The sequence below is a fragment of the Nocardioides sp. CCNWLW216 genome (genome assembly GCF_037120545.1).
GTDB classification, from domain to species: domain Bacteria; phylum Actinomycetota; class Actinomycetes; order Propionibacteriales; family Nocardioidaceae; genus Nocardioides; species Nocardioides lianchengensis.
In genome coordinates this window covers 241,458-257,125 of the sequence record NZ_JBBBBJ010000002.1, presented here as the reverse complement: position 1 = coordinate 257,125, position 15,668 = coordinate 241,458, and the positions used below count along the sequence as shown (strand labels likewise).

The 15,668-nt window shown below is 72.4% G+C and carries 18 protein-coding genes; 10 read left to right on the top strand and 8 right to left on the bottom strand.

Annotation, left to right across the window (positions count from 1 at the left end; genetic code table 11):
- Positions 1-18 precede the first annotated feature (18 nt).
- From V7S47_RS05630 to dapD, 3 genes are all read right to left on the bottom strand, one after another.
- A complete protein-coding gene (locus tag V7S47_RS05630) occupies positions 19-198 on the bottom strand; it encodes a DUF5999 family protein (protein ID WP_090857918.1) in 180 nt (59 codons plus the stop codon).
- Between the two features lie 229 nt (positions 199-427).
- Positions 428-1,384, bottom strand: a complete 957-nt coding sequence (locus tag V7S47_RS05625) for a hypothetical protein (protein WP_336560641.1) — start codon at positions 1,382-1,384, stop codon at positions 428-430.
- Between the two features lie 60 nt (positions 1,385-1,444).
- Positions 1,445-2,386 (bottom strand): 2,3,4,5-tetrahydropyridine-2,6-dicarboxylate N-succinyltransferase, encoded by a 942-nt coding sequence (gene dapD, locus V7S47_RS05620; protein WP_336560640.1) that lies wholly within the window; start codon positions 2,384-2,386, stop codon positions 1,445-1,447.
- A 35-nt stretch (positions 2,387-2,421) separates the two neighbouring features.
- Between dapD and V7S47_RS05615 the strand changes: the two genes are divergently transcribed.
- Positions 2,422-2,766: a DNA polymerase ligase N-terminal domain-containing protein gene (locus tag V7S47_RS05615; protein WP_336560639.1), complete on the top strand. Its 345-nt coding sequence runs from the start codon at positions 2,422-2,424 to the stop codon at positions 2,764-2,766.
- A 15-nt stretch (positions 2,767-2,781) separates the two neighbouring features.
- Here the strand turns inward: V7S47_RS05615 and V7S47_RS05610 are convergent, their stop codons facing one another.
- Together V7S47_RS05610 and V7S47_RS05605 are read right to left on the bottom strand one after the other, a co-directional pair.
- On the bottom strand, positions 2,782-3,417 hold the full coding sequence (locus V7S47_RS05610; protein ID WP_336560638.1) for a PepSY domain-containing protein: 636 nt from the start codon (positions 3,415-3,417) through the stop codon (positions 2,782-2,784).
- A 96-nt stretch (positions 3,418-3,513) separates the two neighbouring features.
- Positions 3,514-4,056, bottom strand: a complete 543-nt coding sequence (locus V7S47_RS05605; protein WP_336560637.1) for a DinB family protein — start codon at positions 4,054-4,056, stop codon at positions 3,514-3,516.
- 25 nt (positions 4,057-4,081) lie between these two features.
- Between V7S47_RS05605 and V7S47_RS05600 the strand changes: the two genes are divergently transcribed.
- Entirely contained in the window at positions 4,082-4,225 is a 144-nt protein-coding gene (locus tag V7S47_RS05600) for a hypothetical protein (RefSeq protein WP_336560636.1), read from the top strand.
- A gap of 247 nt (positions 4,226-4,472) precedes the next feature.
- Positions 4,473-7,688 (top strand): isoleucine--tRNA ligase, encoded by a 3,216-nt coding sequence (gene ileS, locus V7S47_RS05595; RefSeq protein WP_336560635.1) that lies wholly within the window; start codon positions 4,473-4,475, stop codon positions 7,686-7,688.
- A 43-nt stretch (positions 7,689-7,731) separates the two neighbouring features.
- On the opposite strand, the gene V7S47_RS05590 is transcribed toward ileS, so the two are convergent.
- Entirely contained in the window at positions 7,732-8,400 is a 669-nt protein-coding gene (locus V7S47_RS05590; RefSeq protein WP_336560634.1) for a hypothetical protein, read from the bottom strand.
- 112 nt (positions 8,401-8,512) lie between these two features.
- Positions 8,513-9,358 (bottom strand): LLM class F420-dependent oxidoreductase, encoded by an 846-nt coding sequence (locus tag V7S47_RS05585; protein ID WP_336560633.1) that lies wholly within the window; start codon positions 9,356-9,358, stop codon positions 8,513-8,515.
- A 256-nt stretch (positions 9,359-9,614) separates the two neighbouring features.
- Here V7S47_RS05585 and dapE point away from each other — a divergent pair, with 256 nt between their 5' ends.
- From dapE to V7S47_RS05560, 5 genes are read left to right on the top strand one after another with little or no spacing between them, the layout of a single operon-like run.
- On the top strand, positions 9,615-10,685 hold the full coding sequence (gene dapE, locus V7S47_RS05580) for a succinyl-diaminopimelate desuccinylase (RefSeq protein WP_336560632.1): 1,071 nt from the start codon (positions 9,615-9,617) through the stop codon (positions 10,683-10,685).
- Positions 10,686-10,689: 4 nt separating this feature from the next.
- Positions 10,690-11,436 (top strand): TIGR00730 family Rossman fold protein, encoded by a 747-nt coding sequence (locus V7S47_RS05575; protein ID WP_336560631.1) that lies wholly within the window; start codon positions 10,690-10,692, stop codon positions 11,434-11,436.
- On the top strand, positions 11,436-11,783 hold the full coding sequence (locus V7S47_RS05570; RefSeq protein ID WP_336561005.1) for a DivIVA domain-containing protein: 348 nt from the start codon (positions 11,436-11,438) through the stop codon (positions 11,781-11,783). Before V7S47_RS05575 ends, V7S47_RS05570 begins: the two co-directional genes overlap by 1 nt.
- A 15-nt stretch (positions 11,784-11,798) precedes the next feature.
- Positions 11,799-12,230: a hypothetical protein gene (locus V7S47_RS05565; RefSeq protein ID WP_336560630.1), complete on the top strand. Its 432-nt coding sequence runs from the start codon at positions 11,799-11,801 to the stop codon at positions 12,228-12,230.
- 7 nt (positions 12,231-12,237) lie between these two features.
- A complete protein-coding gene (locus V7S47_RS05560) occupies positions 12,238-13,005 on the top strand; it encodes a M14 family zinc carboxypeptidase (RefSeq protein ID WP_336560629.1) in 768 nt (255 codons plus the stop codon).
- Positions 13,006-13,012: 7 nt separating this feature from the next.
- Here the strand turns inward: V7S47_RS05560 and V7S47_RS05555 are convergent, their stop codons facing one another.
- Positions 13,013-13,807, bottom strand: coding sequence for an enoyl-CoA hydratase/isomerase family protein (locus tag V7S47_RS05555; protein ID WP_336560628.1), 795 nt, complete (start codon positions 13,805-13,807; stop codon positions 13,013-13,015).
- Positions 13,808-13,945: 138 nt separating this feature from the next.
- On the opposite strand from V7S47_RS05555, the gene V7S47_RS05550 reads away from it, so the two are divergent.
- On the top strand, positions 13,946-14,113 hold the full coding sequence (locus V7S47_RS05550) for a DUF3117 domain-containing protein (protein ID WP_082574674.1): 168 nt from the start codon (positions 13,946-13,948) through the stop codon (positions 14,111-14,113).
- A 71-nt stretch (positions 14,114-14,184) separates the two neighbouring features.
- The gene (locus V7S47_RS05545) at positions 14,185-15,666 is read left to right on the top strand and encodes a leucyl aminopeptidase family protein (protein ID WP_336560627.1); all 1,482 of its coding nucleotides are present in this window, start codon (positions 14,185-14,187) and stop codon (positions 15,664-15,666) included.
- Positions 15,667-15,668 lie beyond the last annotated feature (2 nt).

Below are 15,668 nucleotides of genomic sequence, written 5' to 3'. Positions count from 1 at the left end.
GGAGGGGCCCGGGAGGGCTCAGGCGGAGACCGGCAGCGTCAGGTCGTGGCCGTCGGGCGTCAGGTAGTGACCGTCGTCGAACAGCACGATGCCGTTGCACAGCCGGCACCAGCCCTGGTCCATGCGGTCGGCCACGACGTGGGCGCTGCAGCGGTCGGCGGCATCGGTGGTCGGGCAGCTCGGGGTGTGAGTACACATCAGCGTGTCCTCCGGGAGTGTGGGGGTGGGTTCTTCTATGGAACGCCATCGGCAGCCGGGGCGCTGCTCTTCGGATTTCCCTGTGGAGAACCTTCATGAACGCCGGTCTGGACCGGATCGGACCCGTCTTGCGTGAACAGGATGGGTCTCGACATGCGCCTTCTGACTTCGCAGGCTCAGTCAGAGCGCTCGCTCGACCACCAACGACGGGCCCGCTGGCGCCTGCCCGTCAGTCGAACACATCCACGTGCACGTGGTCGCGGTGCTCCAGGATCGCCGGGTCGCCGGCGCGATCCGGGGCGTCATAGTCACGCCAGCCGTCGTCGGACCGGCGGGCGGTCCAGATCTTGGCGTCGAAGATGACCGTCTGGATGTCCAGCCGCTCGGCCTGGGCCACGAGGTAGTGCGCCACCGCCCAGCCCCGGACGTTCGTGGTGTCGTTGACCGGCCGGAAGAAGATGTCGACGGCGCGGCCCTCGTAGTGGGCGGAGCCCTCCATGTGCCCGGTCGACACCCCGCCCGGCTCGAAACCGCCCAGGGACAGGTCGCCGAAGACGGCCAGCGCCTCACGCCGTACGACGTCCGCGCGGCGGACCAGACCGCTGTCGCTCAGCCCGTCCGGCGCCGCGGCGGCGTCGCCCTCGACTCGGCAGGTGAAGGCGGCCGGGGAGTTGCCGGTCAGTGCCGACGCGAGCACCCGCGCGTCGGCCTCGTGGTCGGCGTACGCGTCGGGAAAGGCCGAGCGCTGGACGGTCTGCGCGGCGACCGTGACCTCCATCGACCGGTAGCCGTCGACCTTCTCCAAAGCGTCGTAGAAGGCGTTGGTCGCGTAGACCGGGTCGAGGACCTCCTCCTCGGTGCCCCAGCCCTGCGACGGCCGCTGCTGGAAGAGCCCGAGGGAGTCGGCGTCGCCGTACTCGAGGTTGACGATCTTGGACTCCTGGTACGCCGTGGCCAGCGCGATCGTCGCGGCCCGCGCGGGCAGCCCGCGGCTCACCGCGATCGCGGTGATGAGCGCGGCGTTCTCGGCCTGCTCGGGGTCCAGGGTGACGGTGGTGCCGTCGACCGTCGCCGTGCACTGCTCCGGCGGGGCGAAGGGGCTGATGTCGCGGAGCCGGTCGATCCCGACGGTGACGGCGACGGCCCCCAGCGCGGCGACGCCGAGCAGCGCCACCCCCGTCCGCACCCTCCCTAGACCTGGCATGGTGCCAGTGTCCGGACGGGGTGAAATCCTCTCAGCGGGCTCTCAGTTCTGGTGCAGCGCAGCGTTGAGGGCGACGCCCTCGGACTTCCACGGGACGGCCTCGATCGCGCCCGTCACCGAGTTGCGGCGGAAGAGCACGTTGCTCGCACCCGACAGCTCCAGCGCCTTGACGACCTGGGGCTTGCCGTCCAGGTCCGTGATGGTGACCTTCGTGCCGGCGGTCACGTAGGTGCCGGCCTCGACCACGCAGTCGTCGCCGAGCGAGATGCCGAGCCCGGAGTTGGCGCCGAGCAGGCAGCGCTCGCCGATCGAGATGACCTGCTTCCCGCCGCCCGAGAGGGTGCCCATGATCGAGGCGCCGCCGCCGACGTCGGAGCCGTCCCCGACCACGACGCCGCCCGAGATCCGGCCCTCGACCATCGACGTGCCGAGCGTGCCGGCGTTGAAGTTCACGAAGCCCTCGTGCATGACGGTGGTGCCGGCGGCCAGGTGGGCGCCGAGCCGGACCCGGTCGGCGTCGCCGATGCGCACGCCGGAGGGGACGACGTAGTCGACCATCCGCGGGAACTTGTCGACGCCGAAGACCGTGACGTGCTGCCCGGCCGCGCGCAGCCGGGCGCGGGTGAGCTCGAAGCCCTCGACCGCGCACGGGCCGGCGGAGGTCCACACGACGTTGGTGAGCAGGCCGAAGACGCCGTCGAGCGAGAGACCGTGCGGCTGGACGAGCCGGGTGCTGAGCAGGTGCAGGCGCAGCCACGCGTCCTCGGTCGAGGCCGGGGCGGCGGCCAGGTCGGCGATCTCCACCAGCGTCACCCGGCGCTCGACCCGCCGGACGGTGTCGGTGCCCTCGAGCGCGACCAGATCCTTCGGCGGCGCGGCGTCGGCGGGCTTCTCGCCCAGCGCGGGCTCGGGGAACCAGGTGTCGAGGACGGTCTCGTCGGCGGCGTACGTCGTCAGGCCGTAGCCCCAGGCAGCGGTGGTCACGGGCGTCCACCCTACGGGGTTCCTAGAGTGGGGAGATGTCGCGTCCGGTCTTCGTCCTGCACGACCACCGCAAGCCCCGGCCGCACCTCGACCTCCGGCTGGAGGAGGACGGGGTGCTCCGGTCCTGGGCGGTGCCGAAGGGGCTCCCGACCGACGTCCGGCACGACCGGCTCGCGGTCGCCGTGGACGACCACGACCTCGACCACGCGTCGTACACCGACGAGCACAAGTCGATCGCCGACCACGGGTGGTGGGAGCTGGAGGACCGGACGGAGCGCCGGTTCGTGTTCGTGCTGCACGGGGAGACCGGCAGCCGGCGCTACGCCCTGATCCACACGGGCGCGGACTGGCTGCTCCACCTCACGAAGGAGCAGCCCTAGTCCGTCCGCTCCTGGTCAGTCGTCCTGCTCGGTCCGCAGCACCTCGCCGGTGGCGGCGTCGACCACGACCGTCTGCTCGGTGGCGGTGTCCTCGTCGAGCTGGATCTCCCAGACCGCCGTACCGGCGCTGAGCTCGAGGTCGAGCCCGGTGACCGTGCCGGACGGTACGGCGCCGCGCGCCGCCTCGACCGCCCCCGCGGGGTCGACGGTCGCGTCGGCCAGCAGCTGCTCCCGCTCGGCCCGGTCGTCGGTGTCGTCCGCGTCGTCGCGGTCCTCGACGGGCTCGCGGGTCACGCTGGAGCCGTCGGCGGCGAGGGCCAGGTCGAAGCTGGTCGCGTCGGCGTCCACGACGTCCGCCTCCCAGCCGCCGGCCTCCAGGTCGAGGGTGAACAGGGTCCCGCCCGGGACGGCGCCGGCGGCGGTCGCCGCCGCGGCCAGGAGGGTGCTGTCGTCGCCGGCGGGGGCGTCGGCCGGGGCGGAGGACGCGCCGTCGGACGGCGTGGCGGGCGCGGAGGACGCCGGGGTCTGCTCGGCCGCCTGCTCGGCCCGGTCCTCGGCCCGGTCGTCCGCGTCGTCGTCACCCCCGCAGGCGACGAGCGCCAGAGCGAGGGGGAGCGAGAGGGCGGCGAAAGCGGTACGGCGGGTGTTCACGGGAGGTCTCCTCGGTTCGGTGGACGGTACGGGTCCACCGTGCGTCGGCCCGCGCTAACCGCACGCGAACCGACCCTCAAGGCGAGGCAAAGAGGGCTACTGACCCGTCCGTCCGTCGACGCACTCGCGCAGGAGGTCGGCGTGGCCGCAGTGCCGGGCGTACTCCTCGATCAGGTGCACCACCAGGTCGCGGACGCTCACGGTGCCCTCGTCGCCGGGCATCGGGAGCTCGCGGCCGAGGTCGGCCTCGGGCACGCCCGCGAACCACTCCTCGGCCTTCGCGACCTCGCGCCGCCAGGTGGCGAAGGCGTCGTCCACGCACTCGTGCGTCGGCTCGGCGCCGTTGAAGTCGTGGTCGCGGTCCTCGGTGGTCCGGTAGAGCCGGCCCTCGCCGGTGGCCTGCGCGACGCGCTGGAACCAGCTGTGCTCGACCGCGGCCAGGTGCCGGACCAGCCCGAGCAGGCTCATGGTGCTGGGCGGCACGCTGCGGGAGGCGAGCTGCTCGGGGGTCAGCCCGTCGCACTTCAGCCCGAGGGTGAGTCGGTAGTTGGCGAGGTACACGACGTACGTCGCCTTCTCGCCGTGCGGGTTGCCGTAGGTGCGGGGGTCCTCGGTCTCGGGCAGCCACAGGTCGCTCATCACCCCACCCGACCAGCAGCGGCCGGTGGACGGCAACCGGGTTCTGCCGGTGCCCGCCGACGGCGGGTGGTCGCTGCTCGCCCGCGTGGACGACGACCACCCGACGGCCGAGGTCGAGCCGGCCGGGGTGAGCGCGCCGATCGACCGGCACCAGATCCTGCGCGCCTGAACCGATTGGCGGCCGCACCCGGGCCCGCCGTACGATTTGTCCACAGGCGCTCGAGCCGTCATCAGCGGTGAGCCTCCGGAAGAACGCCCCCGGTGAGACGAGGGTCAGTAGAACCGGACGGGTAGGCCCGTCACAGCCGTGAACGAAGCGGTCCGTCGGCAGACGGGCAAGCGAGGTGGTACCGCGGCAGCGATGTCGTCCTCGTGGCCAGCAGCCCGAGCACGACGTACCGCAGGAGATGCCGCTCATGACCTATCCGAAGGTCTCCACCGACGCCACGGGCGCCGTCCCGTCGAGCCCGCGCTTCCCCGACGTCGAGGAGCGGGTGCTGGCCTACTGGGCCGCCGACGGCACCTTCCAGGCGAGCATCGACCAGCGCGACCCCGGCGCCGACGGCTCCAACGAGTTCGTCTTCTACGACGGCCCGCCGTTCGCCAACGGCCTGCCGCACTACGGCCACCTGCTCACCGGCTACGTCAAGGACCTGGTGCCGCGCTACCAGACGATGCGCGGCAAGCGGGTCGAGCGCCGGTTCGGCTGGGACACCCACGGGCTGCCGGCCGAGCTCGAGGCGATGCGCCTCAACGGCATCAAGACCACCGACGAGATCGTCGAGATGGGCATCGACAAGTTCAACGACGCCTGCCGCGAGTCGGTGATGAAGTACACCGGCGAGTGGCGCGACTACGTGACCCGTCAGGCGCGCTGGGTCGACTTCGAGAACGACTACCGCACCATGAACGCCGACTACATGGAGTCGGTCATCTGGGCGTTCAAGGGCCTGCACGACAAGGGCCTCGTCTACGAGGGCTTCCGCGTGCTGCCCTACTGCTGGAACGACGAGACGCCGCTGTCCAACCACGAGCTGCGGATGGACGACGACGTCTACCAGATGCGGCAGGACCCGGCCGTCACCGTCGGGTACGACGTCACCACCGACGGCCCGCTGCAGGGCGTCAAGCTGCTCGTCTGGACGACCACGCCGTGGACCCTGCCGAGCAACCTCGCGGTCATGGTCGGCGCCGACATCGACTACGTCGTGGTGGTTCACGAGGGCACCCGCTACCTGCTGGCCGAGGCGCGGCTGGCGTCGTACGCCCGGGAGCTCGGCGACGAGCCCGAGGTCGTGTCGCGGCACGTCGGCGCTGATCTCGTGGGGCTGACCTACACGCCGCCGTTCAGCTACTACCTGGGTCACGAGAACGCCTTCCGTGTGGTCGCGGCCGAGTTCGTCACGACCACCGACGGCACCGGGCTCGTGCACACCGCCGGCGCCTTCGGTGAGGACGACAAGGTGGTCACCGACCGCGAGGGCATCGAGGCGGTGATGCCGGTCGGCAAGGACGGGAAGTTCACGTTCCCGGTCACCGACTACGAGGGCCTGCAGGTCTTCGAGGCCAACCTGCCGATCATCGACGACCTCAAGGCCGTCACCCGCGGCGAGGCCGGCGGCTCGGTCACGCCCGGCACCGTGCTGCTGCGCCGCGAGACCTACGACCACTCCTACCCGCACTGCTGGCGCTGCCGCGAGCCCCTGATCTACAAGGGCGTCTCGTCGTGGTTCGTCCAGGTGACCGCGATCAAGGAGCGGATGCTGGAGCTCAACCAGCAGATCCGCTGGGTCCCAGACCACATCCAGGACGGCCAGTTCGGCCGCTGGCTGGAGAACGCCCGTGACTGGTCGATCACCCGCAACCGGTTCTGGGGCTCCCCGGTGCCGGTGTGGAAGAGCGACGACCCGACGTACCCGCGCCTGGACGTCTACGGCTCGTTCGAGGAGATCGAGCGCGACTTCGGCCGACTGCCGCGCAACGCCGCGGGCGAGCGCGACCTGCACCGGCCGTGGGTCGACGAGCTCACCCGGCCGAACCCGGACGACCCGACCGGTCGCTCGACCATGCGGCGGGTCACCGACGTGCTCGACGTGTGGTTCGACTCGGGCTCGATGTCGTATGCCCAGGTGCACTACCCGTTCGAGAACGCGGAGTGGTTCGACGGCACGGCGGAGAAGAAGGGCCACTTCCCGGGCGACTTCATCGTCGAGTACATCGGCCAGACCCGCGGCTGGTTCTACACGCTGCACATCCTGGCCACCGCGCTGTTCGACAAGCCGGCCTTCGAGGCCTGCATCAGCCACGGGATCGTGCTCGGCTCCGACGGCAACAAGATGTCGAAGTCGCTGCGCAACTACCCCGACGTCAGCGAGGTCTTCGACCGCGACGGCGCCGACGCCATGCGCTGGTTCCTGATGTCCTCGCCGATCCTGCGCGGCGGCAACCTGGTCGTCACCGAGCAGGGCATCCGCGACTCGGTCCGCCAGGTGCTGATGCCGCTGTGGAACAGCTGGTACTTCTTCCAGCTCTACGCCAACGCCGCCGCCGGTGGTCAGGGGCACGACGCCGCCGCGCGCACCGACTCCACGGACCCGCTGGACCGCTACCTGCTCGCCAAGGCCCGCCAGTACGTCGAGCAGATGACCGCCACGCTCGACGACTACGCCGTCGCCGACGCCTGCGACGTCACGCGCTCGTTCCTCGACGTGCTGACCAACTGGTACATCCGACGCTCCCGCGACCGGTTCTGGGGCGACAGCGCGGACGCGTTCGACACCCTCTACACGGTGCTGGAGATCGTCTGCCGCACCACCGCGCCGCTGCTCCCGCTCACCACCGAGGAGGTCTGGCGCGGTCTGACCGGCGAGCGGTCGGTCCACCTGACCGACTGGCCGTCCGCCGACGAGCTGCCGGCCGACGACGCACTGGTGGCGGCCATGGACCAGGTGCGCGACGTCTGTTCGGCGACCTCCGCGCTCCGCAAGGCCGCGGGTCACCGCAACCGGCTGCCGCTGGCGACCCTGACCGTGGTGGTCGACGACCCGGCCGCGCTGGCCGGGTTCGAGGGCATCGTCCGCGACGAGGTCAACGTGAAGGACGTCCGGTTGCTGGCGGCCGACGCGCCCGAGGCGGCGTCGTACGGCGTCTCGCAGCGGCTGTCCGTCAACGCCCGCGCGGCGGGTCCGCGCCTCGGCCGCGAGGTGCAGGTCGCGATCAAGGGCTCGAAGTCCGGCGACTGGTCGGTGGCCGAGGACGGCACCGTCACCGCCGGTGGCCTGGTGCTGGAGGAGGGCGAGTACACCCTCGAGACCGTCGCCGGTGCTGCCGACGAGACCACCGCGGTCGGGATGCTCCCGCGCGGCGGCTTCGTCGTCCTCGACACGGCGGTCACCCCGGAGCTGGCCGCCGAGGGCCTGGCCCGCGACCTGGTTCGCCAGGTCCAGCAGGCCCGGCGCGACGCCGGCCTCGAGGTCTCGGACCGGATCGCCCTGACCGTCGCCGGCTCGGCGGAGGTCCAGGCCGCCGCCCGCACCCACGAGCAGCTGATCACCAGCGAGACCCTCGCGACGTCGTACGACGTGGTGGCCGATGGGGGCGCCGAGCCGACGGTCGAGGTCACGAAGGCCTGACGAGGTCCGGGTCAGCACCCCCCGGTGCTGACCCGGACCCTCCTCAGCGGACGCGCAGCGCGGTGATGGTCGGGCTGCCGACCCGGATGCTCTCTCCGGGCATCTCGGTGCAACGGATCGAGACCGGCGTGGCGTCGGTGCTGACCACGACCTGCTGCAGGGTGAGCGACTGCGTCTCGCCCGGCGTCCCGTTGGCGGCGAGCGGTGTGCGCGCCTCGGCGAGCACCGAGTCGCCGCGGACCAGGCCGCAGCGGTCGGTGAGTGCGAGGGCCGGGCCGTCGAAGTTGTCGACCGAGAGGGTTCCGACGACCAGCCAGGTGCCGGAGCCGATCGGGGTGGCGGCGACGGCGTCACAGTCGTCGAGCCCCGTGTCGCTGCAGGTCCCGAGGTTGTGGTCAGGGGCGTCGTGGACCCGGACCTCGTTCAGGACGGCGGGAGCCAGCCGGTCGGGGCCCAGGCTCCCGGCCTTCACGTCGACACCGGTCAGCGAGCCGTCCTTCACGTCGACGCCGGTCACGCTGCCGTTCTTGACGTCGACGCCGGTCGCGCTGCCGTTCTTCAGGTCGACCGAGGTGATGGTGCCGTTCTTGATCTGCTTGCCGGTGATCAGCTTGGCCGCCGTCGCCCCACCGGCCAGGCCGACGACGAGCAGCAGGGTCGCCAGCAGCAGGGCCAGGGGAGCGGTGATCAGGCGGGGAGTGGTGCGGGACATGGGGGAATCCTCCGAGTCGGGCGGGTCGCGACGGTCGCGACCTCATGCCTCGACCCTCCCGCGACCGGCACCCCCGGGCATGAGGGAGGAACCCCCAAAGGTCGGAGGGGGGTCAGCCCAGGCCGAGCCGTCCCGCCAGGCGGTCGAGCGAGCCCACGACCTCGTCGGGGGACTTGTCGGGGACGCCCCAGATGAGCTCGGACACGCCGGCCTCGGCCCAGGCGGCGAGGTCGGCCGGGTCGGGCTTGAAGGCGATGAGGACCCGGATGTCGGGGATCCCGTCGCGACCGGCCTCGGTCCAGGCCGTCTTCAGTGCCTCGATCTGGTCGCTGATGTCGGTCTGGGTGGGGGTGGTCATCCAGCCGTCGGCATTCTCGGCGATCCACCGGAAGGTCTTCGGCCCGCCGCCGGCGCCGATGATCAGCGGGATGTGGGCGGCCGGCTTGGGGTAGGCCCAGGACGGCCCGAAGGAGACGAACTCCCCGTCGTACGACGCCTCCTCCTGCGTCCACAGGGCACGCATCGCCTCGACGTACTCCTTCAGCACCGTCCGGCGCTTCGCCGCCGGGACGTGGTGGTCGGCCAGCTCGTCGGTGTTCCAGCCGAACCCCGCGCCGATCGAGACCCGGCCGCCGGAGAGGTGGTCGAGCGTGGCGATCGACTTGGCGAGGGTGATCGGGTCGGACTCGACCGGCAGCGCGACGGCGGTCGAGAGCCCGATCCGGGTGGTGACCGCGGCGGCGGTCGCGAGCGACACCCACGGGTCGAGGGTGCGCAGGTAGCGGTCGTCGGGCAGCGACTCGTCGCCGGTGCCGGGGTGCGCGGCGGTCCGCTTGACCGGGATGTGGGTGTGCTCGGGCACGTAGAGCGTGTCGAACCCGCGGTCCTCGGCCGCCGTCGCGAGGGCGGCCGGCGTGATGCCGCGGTCGGAGGTGAAGAGCACGATCCCGTTGCGCATGGCTGCACACTAGAACCGGTTCTAGTGACGTGGAAGCGCAGTCCCGCTCAGGTGCACCGCCGTGATCGGGACGCCAGCGGGCGCCTCGCCGGCCCCAGGAACGGCGCAATGGCGCCGACGGGGGGACCCAGGCCGCGCTACCGGCCCGTAGCCAGCGCAATTGCGCCGGTTCGGGGCCGGCCCGCGGCGCCCTCGGCGCGGGAGGAGAGCACGAGGACGGCGCTGGCCGCGCCGGCCCGCCTGCTTGGATAGCCCCATGACGACCCTCGACCTCACCGCCGACGCCGTCACCCTGACCCGCCAGCTCGTCGACCTCGAGTCGGTCAGCAAGGACGAGCAGGCGATCGCGGACGCCGTCGAGGCTGCCCTGCGCGCGCTCCCGCACCTCGCCGTGACCCGACGCGGCCACACGGTGGTCGCCCGCACCGACCTGGGTCGTGACGAGCGGGTCGTGATCGCCGGCCACCTCGACACGGTGCCCGTCAACGACAACCTGCCGAGCCGCCTCGACGAGGAGGCCGGGATCCTGCACGGCCTCGGCACCTGCGACATGAAGGGCGGCGACGCGGTCATCCTGCGCCTCGCCGCCACGGTCCCCGAGCCGGTTCGCGACGTCACCTTCATCCTCTACGAGGGCGAGGAGATCGAGGCCGAGTTCAACGGCCTCAGGCACCTCGCGGAGAGCGACCCCGAGCTGATGGCGGCGGACTTCGCGATCCTGATGGAGCCGTCCAACGCCGTCGTTGAGGCCGGCTGCCAGGGCACCCTCCGGGTCGAGGTCCGGACCACGGGGGAGCGCGCCCACTCCGCGCGCAGCTGGCGCGGCGTCAACGCGATCCACGGCGCCGCCGAGGTGCTGGCCCGGCTGAACTCCTACGAGGCACGCCGGCCGGTCATCGACGGGCTGGAGTACCACGAGGGCCTCAACGCCGTCTTCATCCGCGGCGGCGTGGCCGGCAACGTGCTGCCCGACGAGTGCGTCGTCGAGGTCAACTTCCGCTTCGCCCCCGACCGCAGCGAGGCCGAGGCCGAGGCGTTCGTCCGCGAGTTCTTCGCCGGGTACGACGTCCGCCTCACCGACACCGCCCCCGGAGCGCTGCCGGGCCTGGACCGGCCCGCCGCGCGGGCCTTCGTCGAGGCCGTCGGCGGCGAGGTGAACCCCAAGTTCGGCTGGACCGACGTCGCGCGGTTCACCGCCCTCGGGATCCCCGCGGTCAACTACGGACCGGGCGACCCGATGTTCGCCCACAAGCAGGACGAGCACGTGCCGGTCGAGCACGTCGAGCGCTGCGAGGCCCGCCTGCGGGCCTGGCTGGAAGGACGGTGACCCGGTGGTGAGGTCCAAGCGGAAGGGCCCGGTCCTGCAACGGCGCGACCAGGTCGAGTTCTCGACCACCGACCAGCGGCTGCTGGACTCCCGGGGTCCGGCCGACTGGGTGCACGCCGACCCGTGGCGGGTGCTGCGCATCCAGGCCGAGTTCGTCGAGGGCTTCGGCACGCTGGCCGAGCTGGGCCCGGCGGTGGCCGTCTTCGGCTCCGCGCGCACCGAGCGCGAGCACCCGTCGTACGCCGCGGGGGAGGAAGCGGGTCGCAAGCTCGTCGAGGCCGGCTTCGCGGTGGTCACGGGCGGCGGCCCGGGGGCGATGGAGGCGGCCAACAAGGGCGCCTGCGAGGCCGACGGGCTCAGTGTCGGCCTCGGCATCGAGCTGCCCTTCGAGTCGGGCCTCAACGACTGGGTCGACGTCGGCATCAACTTCCGCTACTTCTTCGTCCGCAAGACGATGTTCGTGAAGTACACCCAGGGCTTCATCGTGCTCCCGGGCGGCGTCGGCACCCTCGACGAGCTGTTCGAGGCGATGACCCTGGTCCAGACCCAGAAGATCACCCGCTTCCCGATCGTGCTGCTCGGCACCGACTACTGGGGCGGCCTGATCGACTGGCTGCGCGGCACCGTGCTGGCCGAGGGCCGGATCTCGCAGTCCGACCTCGACGCGCTGCTGGTCACCGACGACATCGACGAGGCCGTCGCGCTGATGGTCGCCGCCCGGGACGAGCCGATCGGGGAGGACACCCCGTGATGTGGCTCTTCGCCGTCCTGGTCGTGCTCGCGATGGGCGTCGTGGCCATGGTCGCGGCCGGCCGGGGCGCCCCCCTGGCGGAGGCGTACGACGACCGCGTCGACGCGACCGTCCCCGCGGCCGGGCCGGTCAGTGCCGACGACCTGCGCCGGGTGCGGTTCCCGCTGGCGTTCCGGGGCTACCGGATGCAGGAGGTCGACGCACTGCTCGACCGCCTCGCGGCCGAGCGCGAGGAGGCCGCCACCGTGGTCGCCGACGATGCTCCGGAGCCGATTCCGGGGCCGGAGTCGGAGCCGATGCGGGAGTGGTCGCCGCCGCCCGTCGATGGCCCCCCGCCTCCGGCGTAGGGCAGACTGCCCGCCGTGTCACCCGAAGTCACCTACGCCGTCGTCGGCGTCCTGACCGGTCTCGCGGCCGTGGTCGTGGTCCTCACCCGGCTCCGCCTGCGCCGTGCCGAGGTCGCCGGCCGCCTGGAGGTCGGGCCTGCGCTGCTGAACCTGCACACCGGTGCGGGCGTGCTCGCGCTGATCGCCTGGGTGGCGTTCCTGCTCGCCCCGGAGAGCCACCCGCTGGGCGGCAGCCTCGTCGGGCTGGCCGCCGTGGGGCTGTGGTGGCTGGTCGCGCTGGCCGGCCTGCTGATCCTGGTCCGCTGGCTGCCGAGCCGGGGGCGGCACGCCGCCGAGGAGCGCACCGACAGCTGGTCGTCGGGCCCGGGGCTGTCGGTCCTGGCCCACGTCGGCATGGTGGTCGGGGTCGGCGTGTTCACCTGGGCCTACCTCGTCCAGAAGGTGTGATGGGCGCATGATGCGACGTCTCGGGACCCTGCTCGCCTCGCTCACCCTCGTGGTGGCGTTCGCCCCGACCCCACCGGCCGCGGCCGAGCCCACCGTGATCGACAAGGTGGTGATCGGCCGCTCGGTCCAGGACCGCCCGATCGTCGCCTACCACCTCGGCAAGCCAGGTCGGAAGGTCCCGACGGTCGTGCTGATCGCGACCATGCACGGCAACGAGGCGGCACCCCGCCAGATCCTGCAGGCGCTGGTCAAGGGGGAGCCGGTCCGCCGGCTCGACCTGTGGGTGGTGCCGACGTACAACCCCGACGGCCTCGCCGCCGGCACCCGCAAGAACGCCCGCGGGGTCGACCTCAACCGCAACTTCCCCTACCGCTGGGCCGACCTGGACGGCGGCTACGAGTCGGGCAGCGGGCCCGCGTCCGAGCCGGAGACGAAGGCGATGATGGGCTTCCTCCGCGACGTGCGGCCCGACCACATCCTCAGCTTCCACCAGCCGCTGCACGGCGTCGACACGGACACCAAGAACAAGCCCCTCGCCCGCCGGGTGGCCCGGGTGCTGCGGCTGCCGGGCAAGACCTTCGACTGCGGCGGCGTCTGCCACGGGACGATGACGGGCTGGTACAACGACCGGTTCCGCGGCAACGCCCTCACCGTCGAGTACGGCGCCCGCCCGAGCAGGCGGCAGATGACCCGGGTCGCCCCGGAGCAGGTCCTCCGCGTCTTCCGCGCCTGGCGCGGCTACCGGACGGTCGAGGAGCGCCCCAACCGGGGCTGAACCCCCGCTAACGCCCCTCGAAGACCGGCTTCTCCTTGGCCACGAAGGCGGCCACGGCGCGCTGGTGGTCCTCGGTCGCCCCGCTCTTCTGCATCATCGAGCTCTCGAACTCCAGGGCCTCGGTGAAGGTGTGGGCCGCGGCGTAGCCGACGGAGCGCCGGATCGCGCCGAGGGCCACGGTCGGCCCGGCGGCCAGCCGGGCGGCCAGCGTCTGCGCCTCGGCGGCCAACTCGTCGGCGGGCAGCACCTGCGTCGCGAGGCCCAGTGCGAGGGCCTCGTCGGCCTTCACGGTGCGGGGGAAGTAGAGCAGCTCCAGGGCCTTGGCCTGCCCCACCAGCAGCGGCAGGTGGTAGCTGGCGCCGGTGTCGCAGGACAGGGCGACGTTGGCGAAGGCCAGGTTGAAGCCCGCGGTGTCGGCGACCAGCCGGAGGTCGCAGGCGAAGGCCAGGCTCGCGCCCGCCCCGGCCGCGACGCCGTTGACCGCGGCGATGACCGGCTTGGCCATGCCGGCGAGCGCGGTCACGATCGGGTTGTAGTGCTCGTCGACGGTGCGGAAGAGCGCGTCGCTGCCACCGCCTCGAAGCAGTTGGATGTGCTCCTTGAGGTCCTGGCCGGTGCAGAAGGCGCGCCCGGTGCCGGTGAGCACCACGCACCGGACGGCGTCGTCGTCGGCGACCTGCTGCACGACCTCTCGGAGCAGCACCTTGGTGGCCACGTCGAGGCTGTTCATGGCCTCGGGGCGGTTCAAGGTGATCGTGGCGACGCCGTTTGAGATGTCGAGAAGAACGGGAGCATCGGTCATGGCCGCAGTCTGCCGCACCCGGGTTCACCCGGACTGTGGCACGGCACACCCCCGTCATGGGGGATAATGGTCGACGCACACGGCGTCGCGGGTCCCCCTGGTCCGTGAACGCCCCTGGACAGAAGGAAGAGGTGCCGGATGGCGGCGATGAAGCCGCGGACGGGCGACGGTCCGCTGGAGGTCACCAAGGAAGGACGCGGCATCGTCATGCGCGTCCCCCTCGAAGGCGGAGGCCGCCTCGTTGTCGAGCTCAACGCCGAGGAAGCCGGCGCCCTCGGTGATGCACTCAAGGACGTCGTGGGCTGAGGTTGACGACCTCACCGGCACGCCCTGATCTCCCGACCCAGGTCTCACCTCCGGACTTCGCCCTCAGCGACGTGCTCCCGCACGCCGTCCTCGGCGTCGAGGTGGTGGCCCTCCCGGTGCTGCCCGCGGACGGCGAGGGGGACGGTCCGCTGCTCGGCCCCGGCGCCGAGCAGCTGGCCGACCAGCTGGGCCTGGACCTGCTCGCGGTGCTCGAGCAGGACCGGGCGAGCGGCAAGGCGGGCGAGGTCACCTCGTTGCCCGTGCCGCTGGGCGGTCCGGAGAACGCGGAGCTGCGCCAGGTGCTGCTCGTCGGGGTCGGCGATCAGCGTCCCGACGACCTGCGCCGGGCCGGGGCCGCGCTCGCGCGGGCCGCGGTCGACCGCGCCTCGGTCGCCACCTCGGTGGCGGCCGTCGCCGACGAGGCGGGCCTGGAGGCGTTCGTGGTCGGGGCCATGCTCGGCTCGTTCCGCTTCCACTGGCGCTCCACGCCGCCCGAGCACGTGCCGGTCGGACGGATCGTCGTCGCCGGGCGTCCCGAGGGCGACACGCCGGTGCTGCGTCGGGCCGTCGCGGTCGGTGGCGCCGGCTGGCGGGCCCGGCAGTTGGCGACCGTGCCGTCCAACCTGAAGAGTCCGGCCTGGCTCGCCGAGCAGGCGCGCCTGGTCGCGGACGAGGCCGGCCTGGCCTACGAGGTCTGGGACGAGCAGCGGCTCGCCGCCGAGGGCTTCGGCGGGATCCTCGGGGTCGGCCAGGCCTCGGCCACGCCGCCGCGCCTGGTCCGCCTCGACTACACCCCGCGCAAGGCCACCCGTCGTACGCCCACGGTGGTGCTGGTCGGCAAGGGCATCACCTTCGACACCGGTGGTCTGTCGATCAAGCCCGGCGAGGCGATGTCCACGATGAAGCGCGACATGACCGGCGGCGCCGTGGTGCTGTCGGTGCTCGCCGCACTGGCCGAGGTCGACTGCCCGGTCCGGGTCGTCGGGCTGGTGCCGATGGCGGAGAACGCCGTCTCCGGCAACGCGCTGCGCCCCGGCGACGTGGTCCGGCACTGGGGCGGCCGGACGACCGAGGTGACCAACACCGACGCGGAGGGCCGGGTCGTGATGGCCGACGCCCTCGCGTACGCCGTCGCCACCCTCGACCCGGCGGTCGTCGTCGACATCGCCACCCTGACCGGCGCGATGAAGGTCGCGCTCGGCCAGCAGGTCGGCGGGTTCTTCGCCAACCGCGACGCCCTCGCCGAGCGGGTCGCGGCGGCGGGCGCCGCTGCCGGGGAGCCGCTGTGGCGCTTCCCGCTCGCGTCGGTCTACGAGGACAAGATCGCCTCCAAGGTCGCCGACGCCGACAACGCCGGCGGCGGACCCGGGGCGATCACCGCCGCGCTCTTCCTCCAGCACTTCGTGGGCGACGTGCCGTGGGCCCACCTCGATGTCGCCTCGGTCGGTGACTCCCCGTCCGAGTCCTTCGAGTGGACCACCGGCCCGACCGGCTTCGGGGCGCGCGCCCTGCTCGCCTGGCTGGGCGGCCCGGCGCCGCTCGACGGGATCTGAGC

Coding starts and splice junctions, on each gene's coding strand:
- V7S47_RS05585 (WP_336560633.1), bottom strand. CDS start 9,358: ATGCGCAACGGGATCGTGCTCTTCACCTCCGACCGCGGCATCACGCCG.
- V7S47_RS05605 (WP_336560637.1), bottom strand. CDS start 4,056: ATGAGCGACCTGTGGCTGCCCGAGACCGAGGACCCCCGCACCTACGGC.
- V7S47_RS05555 (WP_336560628.1), bottom strand. CDS start 13,807: ATGACCGATGCTCCCGTTCTTCTCGACATCTCAAACGGCGTCGCCACG.
- dapE (WP_336560632.1), top strand. CDS start 9,615: ATGACGACCCTCGACCTCACCGCCGACGCCGTCACCCTGACCCGCCAG.
- V7S47_RS05615 (WP_336560639.1), top strand. CDS start 2,422: ATGTCGCGTCCGGTCTTCGTCCTGCACGACCACCGCAAGCCCCGGCCG.
- V7S47_RS05590 (WP_336560634.1), bottom strand. CDS start 8,400: ATGTCCCGCACCACTCCCCGCCTGATCACCGCTCCCCTGGCCCTGCTG.
- V7S47_RS05570 (WP_336561005.1), top strand. CDS start 11,436: ATGTGGCTCTTCGCCGTCCTGGTCGTGCTCGCGATGGGCGTCGTGGCC.
- V7S47_RS05560 (WP_336560629.1), top strand. CDS start 12,238: ATGATGCGACGTCTCGGGACCCTGCTCGCCTCGCTCACCCTCGTGGTG.
- V7S47_RS05550 (WP_082574674.1), top strand. CDS start 13,946: ATGGCGGCGATGAAGCCGCGGACGGGCGACGGTCCGCTGGAGGTCACC.
- V7S47_RS05630 (WP_090857918.1), bottom strand. CDS start 198: ATGTGTACTCACACCCCGAGCTGCCCGACCACCGATGCCGCCGACCGC.
- ileS (WP_336560635.1), top strand. CDS start 4,473: ATGACCTATCCGAAGGTCTCCACCGACGCCACGGGCGCCGTCCCGTCG.